This window comes from Candidatus Paceibacterota bacterium (assembly GCA_035652395.1).
Lineage (GTDB): Bacteria > Patescibacteriota > Minisyncoccia > Phycocordibacterales > CAJBRS01 > JADGRH01.
In genome coordinates this window covers 1-5,107 of record DASRDX010000002.1, presented here as the reverse complement: position 1 = coordinate 5,107, position 5,107 = coordinate 1, and the positions used below count along the sequence as shown (strand labels likewise).

Annotated in this window: 1 protein-coding gene; it reads left to right on the top strand. The window is 40.1% G+C overall.

Annotation, left to right across the window (positions count from 1 at the left end; all coding sequences use genetic code 11):
- Positions 1-1,098 precede the first annotated feature (1,098 nt).
- A complete protein-coding gene (locus tag VFA52_00035; GenBank protein ID HZS42605.1) occupies positions 1,099-3,897 on the top strand; it encodes a reverse transcriptase domain-containing protein in 2,799 nt (932 codons plus the stop codon).
- Positions 3,898-5,107 lie beyond the last annotated feature (1,210 nt).

The window sequence follows — 5,107 nt, the reverse complement described above, 5'->3', positions numbered from 1 at the left end:
CCTAACCCTAACCCTAACCCTAACCCTAACCCTAACCCTAACCCTAACCCTAACCCAGACCCTAACTCGGGCTGGAATCACGTGACTAACCCTAACCGGCCGGCACTAACCTTAACGCCGGGTCACGTGACTAGTTAACCCTAAGGGATTAGGACTGCGTCCATGTGGCGCAGTAAAAATTAGGCAAGTCAACTGAGTTGACGCGGGGTAAATCACGTGACATTATCGCTGTCAAACCAACAGACGATGGTGCGTCAATTTATTTGACACCTAACCCTAGGGCCAGTCATTTGACTCTTGGCTAATTTACGGCCCGACCGTCTGGATCGGAAATTCCGCTCGGCCTGTGGCACGATTTTTCCCGAACTCCGAAATCACGTGATTTATCGGAAAAACATTTACCCGCAAGTCGGTTAATCCTATTGGGTGATGAAAAGTGACTTAGATCATCGTAACCCTAACCGATTAAAGACAACAATGCAATGCGGAAAAATGCACAGTTGGGCGCTGTTTAATTACAAACAAACGACACAAATATCTAAGCCGAAACCATGCGGCCGCACCCAGGTGTGTGGGCGGAGCATGTTTTCGTCCTTTGTCTCTGTAATTTGGGCTTTTAATAATAAGCCACGCTTATTATTTATGTTAAAATTGCGCAAATACAAAATATTTTCTTTATAATTTTCTAATTTGTTTAAATTTTAAGGCTTGTTTTCTTAATTTAGATAATTTATTTGTATTTTTTATTGAAATTTTAACCTTACAATGCCGAAACGTGTTAAAATGGCTGTGTTTATTTTGACACAGCAATCACGGACGCCTCTTAAAGGCTTGGCATCTGTTACTTTAAGGAAAAAATCTCCCGTAGTATAGTGAATTTCCTTAAACGTGTAGTTAATGTATTAGCTTTATGTAACTAGAAATGTTACGCGATTATAGTTCGCGTTTTGTTATAAATAAAGGACGTCTGTAGCAACGGAGTGACTCTTGCTCAGTGCAAGTTTTACAACGTTGTTTGACTTGAACTTTTTATTTTCAAATCGCTTGTCAATTCAACCCTAACTTATCAACTATAATCTATATAACACTTATTCCAGAATGACTTCTCACACTGAAAATAATATGATCGTTGATACTGAGCTCGGTGTTGCCACTGGTTCCACCAACACTCCCCATCTCCAATCATCTCAGCCGCTTCCACTTAACAGTGAAAGCACTCCGACCTCGTCCTTTGGACGTTATGCGGAACTCCCGCCTACAAGGGCAATGAAGACTTTCTGTAAAAATCTTGTCAGCAAGTACACTCGGCTGCAAAGTCGTTTACTCCAGTACACCGATATGAAGGATGGTGCTGATATAGATAATGGGATTATCACTAATCCCGATAAGCTTAAGAAAATTAAGAAACTCTATCAGTTTCGGTTGGTGGACATTCCGCGTTTAAGAAAAACAACGCTCGCTGCTATGGAGTCCACCATAGCTTATCATGTTGTCAATGGCCTTGGAAGAGATGTTCAAGAAGAACTTGACCAAGCCAAAGACACTTTGGCAGCTGCTCCTAACAAATTGAAAGCCGAACTTGAAGGCTGCGCACAGTCTGCAATGTCGGGGTCTCTCCTCTCTGAAGAGGATAAACGTAACTTATATGAGGAGTGGTGGAAGCATCAGATTACCTATAACGTGCGCCAGCTCGAACAATTCCTGATCAAATGCAAAGCTGGGGCTACCAGTGCTGTAAGTGATCTTCTTGACTGGCTGATAAATGAGTTAAAATCCATTTTTAACAATTCATTTGATTTATCTGTAGGCTCCCGTCCAGCAAAAGGTAAAGGACACGACCCACGTGAACCTGAACCCTCGCAAAAGAAAGGACCCTCCCAAAGGCGTCGCCAAAAACGTCGTCAAAAGAAGAACAAACGGGAAGGGATCCGGGAAGAACAAGGGGAAGGGCAAAGTTCGGGGCCACGGTCCCAAACGTCAATCTCCAAACAAAAGGTATTTGTGAATGTTCATTCTGACAAGAATATTGTCATTCCCAATATTGTATTTCGTACTTTAAATTTGGGTGCTAATTTCCAACTCGCTTCTGTACCTTCTCAGACGTCCATCTGGCGCCACTGGGAAAACACAAAAGGGCAAATTCAAGCCCGGGCGACGAGGTACTACCAAGAAAAACAAGGGCAAACAAACCAAAAAATAAATAGTTCCCTTATTAATGTAATTGATGCTGTCAATGACCGTCGCATTTATAATTTAAATTATATTAATAAAGCACTCCAAAATAAAGGCCTTCGTAAGGCTGCAAACATAAATTCTACCTTACAAGTTGTGTATGATTTTCTCGTGAAAAATGATTTGTATGTCATTCTCGCTGATAAAAATTTAGGTTTAACCATTGTTGATAAAGAATGGTACCACATACACATGCGAAAATACTTTGATAACACAGATGCTTTCCAAATCTGTTCGGAATGGTTCGATGGGAATCCTTCGGGTGAACCTCGGCTAGGTCGAACTACCTACATGCCTCACTTGACTGTAGCGGAAAATACCCTTAGAAACTGTGTAAAAAGATATAACAAAACCGAAGGTTTTGTCTATAACTTTATGGAAAAATATTTTGATTGGAAAAACCATGTCGTCCCGCAAGCTTATGGCCTTATTAAATTACATAAAGAGCCAAGAAAGTTACGTTATATCACCCCAGTTGTAAACTGGATTAACGTTCCTGTTGCGAAAATGATAGTTGAGTTTCTACAACCTTATCTTTTGGACGTACCCTGGGTTCTACAATCTAGCATGCAACTCGTTCCGGAGCTTGAGTCTATCTCTAACCGGACGATTTGGATCGGTTCTTGGGATGTATCAGATATGTACAACCAGATCGATCAAGACGAATCCCTTTGGGTTCTGAAAATGCTTGCTATGGAGAAAGGTTGGTGGACATCCGCTAATGAAGCTAAATGGAATTTCTATTTAGATTTATTAGACTGGGTGTACTCTACAAGCTACGTTAGTTATAATAACGAAGTTTACAAACAAGCCAAAGGCCTCCCCATGGGCTCACCTCTCTCTCCCGTAATCGCAAATTTATTTATGGCCAGTATCGAATATATTTTATTTGAAGCCTTTAAAGCAAAATGCATTACTTTCGATTACGTAAGATACTTTCGTTACCTAGATGATATAATAATGATTCAAGAATTTGAAGTAGCGGAAGATCCTGAAATTCTAAAGGACTTTCACCCAGCCGAAATTTTAGCAACAGAATTTTTGAGTCAAATCTCGATGTTTGCTACAGATTCCAATTTAAATTTCGAGAATGCTGGTCGTGCCATAGAATTAGGAGACTCTATCGAATATTTGGACCTTAAAATCTCAATAGCTCGCAAATATAATAATTCAGATGTACAATGTTTAAAGGTTTCGGTATTTGATAAACCCACAAACTTGCACATCTACACCGATCCTTCGACGTTTTATCCTATACATTACGTCTACAATTGGATCCAGGGTGAAAATATTCGATATATTCGCAACTCGTCAGATGCTAGATCTTACCACAAGAGCTTGAAATTGTTTAAACAATTCCTCTTCCGTCGTAAATATCTAGAAACAAAAGTTGATCGCTTCTTAGCGTTAAACACATTCGAGGATCGCGATGAGCTTCTCCGTGGTCTTAAACCACATCAAACCAGAAAAGGTAAAGGTAAAACTACCAAAAAGAATACTTATATTATGATCGAGAACTCCGGTGCTCGAGACATTATCACGAGAGCTGTTAAAACAATTGATAATGTCGCATCTACTACCGAGGACTTTGGGTTGAGACTAATACCCACCGTTCGCCGCGGTAAAAGTATTCTAACAGTTATGAATAAAACACGCAAAAATTAAAGCAGTATTACAAGCTTTTAATTGGACTAGTCGGGAAGATTGACCTCATCTACCTCTGAACTTTTCATGTATTTCTGATGGTCTCAAGACTAGAAAAATGATTTCTATCTAAGAATTTTTCAAAGTTTTTTAAAGTAAAAATTATACGCGTGTACATTAACTTAATAGGCATGGTAGGGAACAGTCTGTACGGTATTGCACGGGACTTCTATAGCCCGGCACCACCGTACTGACCGGGCTAACCCTAACCCTAACCTAACCCTAACCCTAACCCTAACCCTTTACCTAACCCTAACCCTAACCCTAATCCTAACCCTAACCCTAACCCAGACCCTAACTCGGGCTGGAGTCACGTGGCTAACCCTAACCGGCCGGCACTAACCTTAACGCCGGGTCACGTGACTAGCTAACCCTAAGGGATTAGGACTGCGTCCATGTGGCGCAGTAAAAATTAGGCAAGTCAACTGAGTTGACGCGGGGTAAATCACGTGACATTATCGCTGTCAAACCAACAGACGATGGTGCGTCAATTTATTTGACATCTAACCCTGGGGCCAGTCATTTGACCCTCGGCTAATTTACGGCCCGACCGTCCGGATCGGAAATTCCGCTCGGCCCGTGGCACGATTTTTCCCGAACTCCGAAATCACGTGATTTATCAGAAAAACATTTACCCACAAGTCGGTTAATCCTATTGGGTGATGAAAAATGACTTAGATCATCGTAACCCTAACCGATTAAAGACAACAATACAATGCGGAAAAATGCACAGTTGGGCACTGTTTAATTACAAACAAACGACACAAATATCTAAGCCAAAACCATGCGGCCGCACCCAGGTGTGTGGGCGGAGCATGTTTTCGTCCTTTGTTTCTGTAATTTGGGCTTTTAATAATAAGCCACACTTATTATTTATATTAAAATTGCACAAATACAAAATATTTTCTTTATAATTTTTTAATTTATTTTAAATTTTAAGACTTGTTTTCTTAATTTAAATAATTTATTTGTATTTTTTATTGTAATTTCAACCTTACAATACCGAAACATATTAAAATAGCTGTGTTTATTTTGACACAGCAATCACGGACACCTCTTGAAGACTTGGCATCTGTTACTTTAAGGAAAAAATCTCCCGTAGTATAGTGAATTTCCTTAAACGTGTAGTTAATGTATTAGCTTTATGTAACTAGAAATGTTACGCGATTAT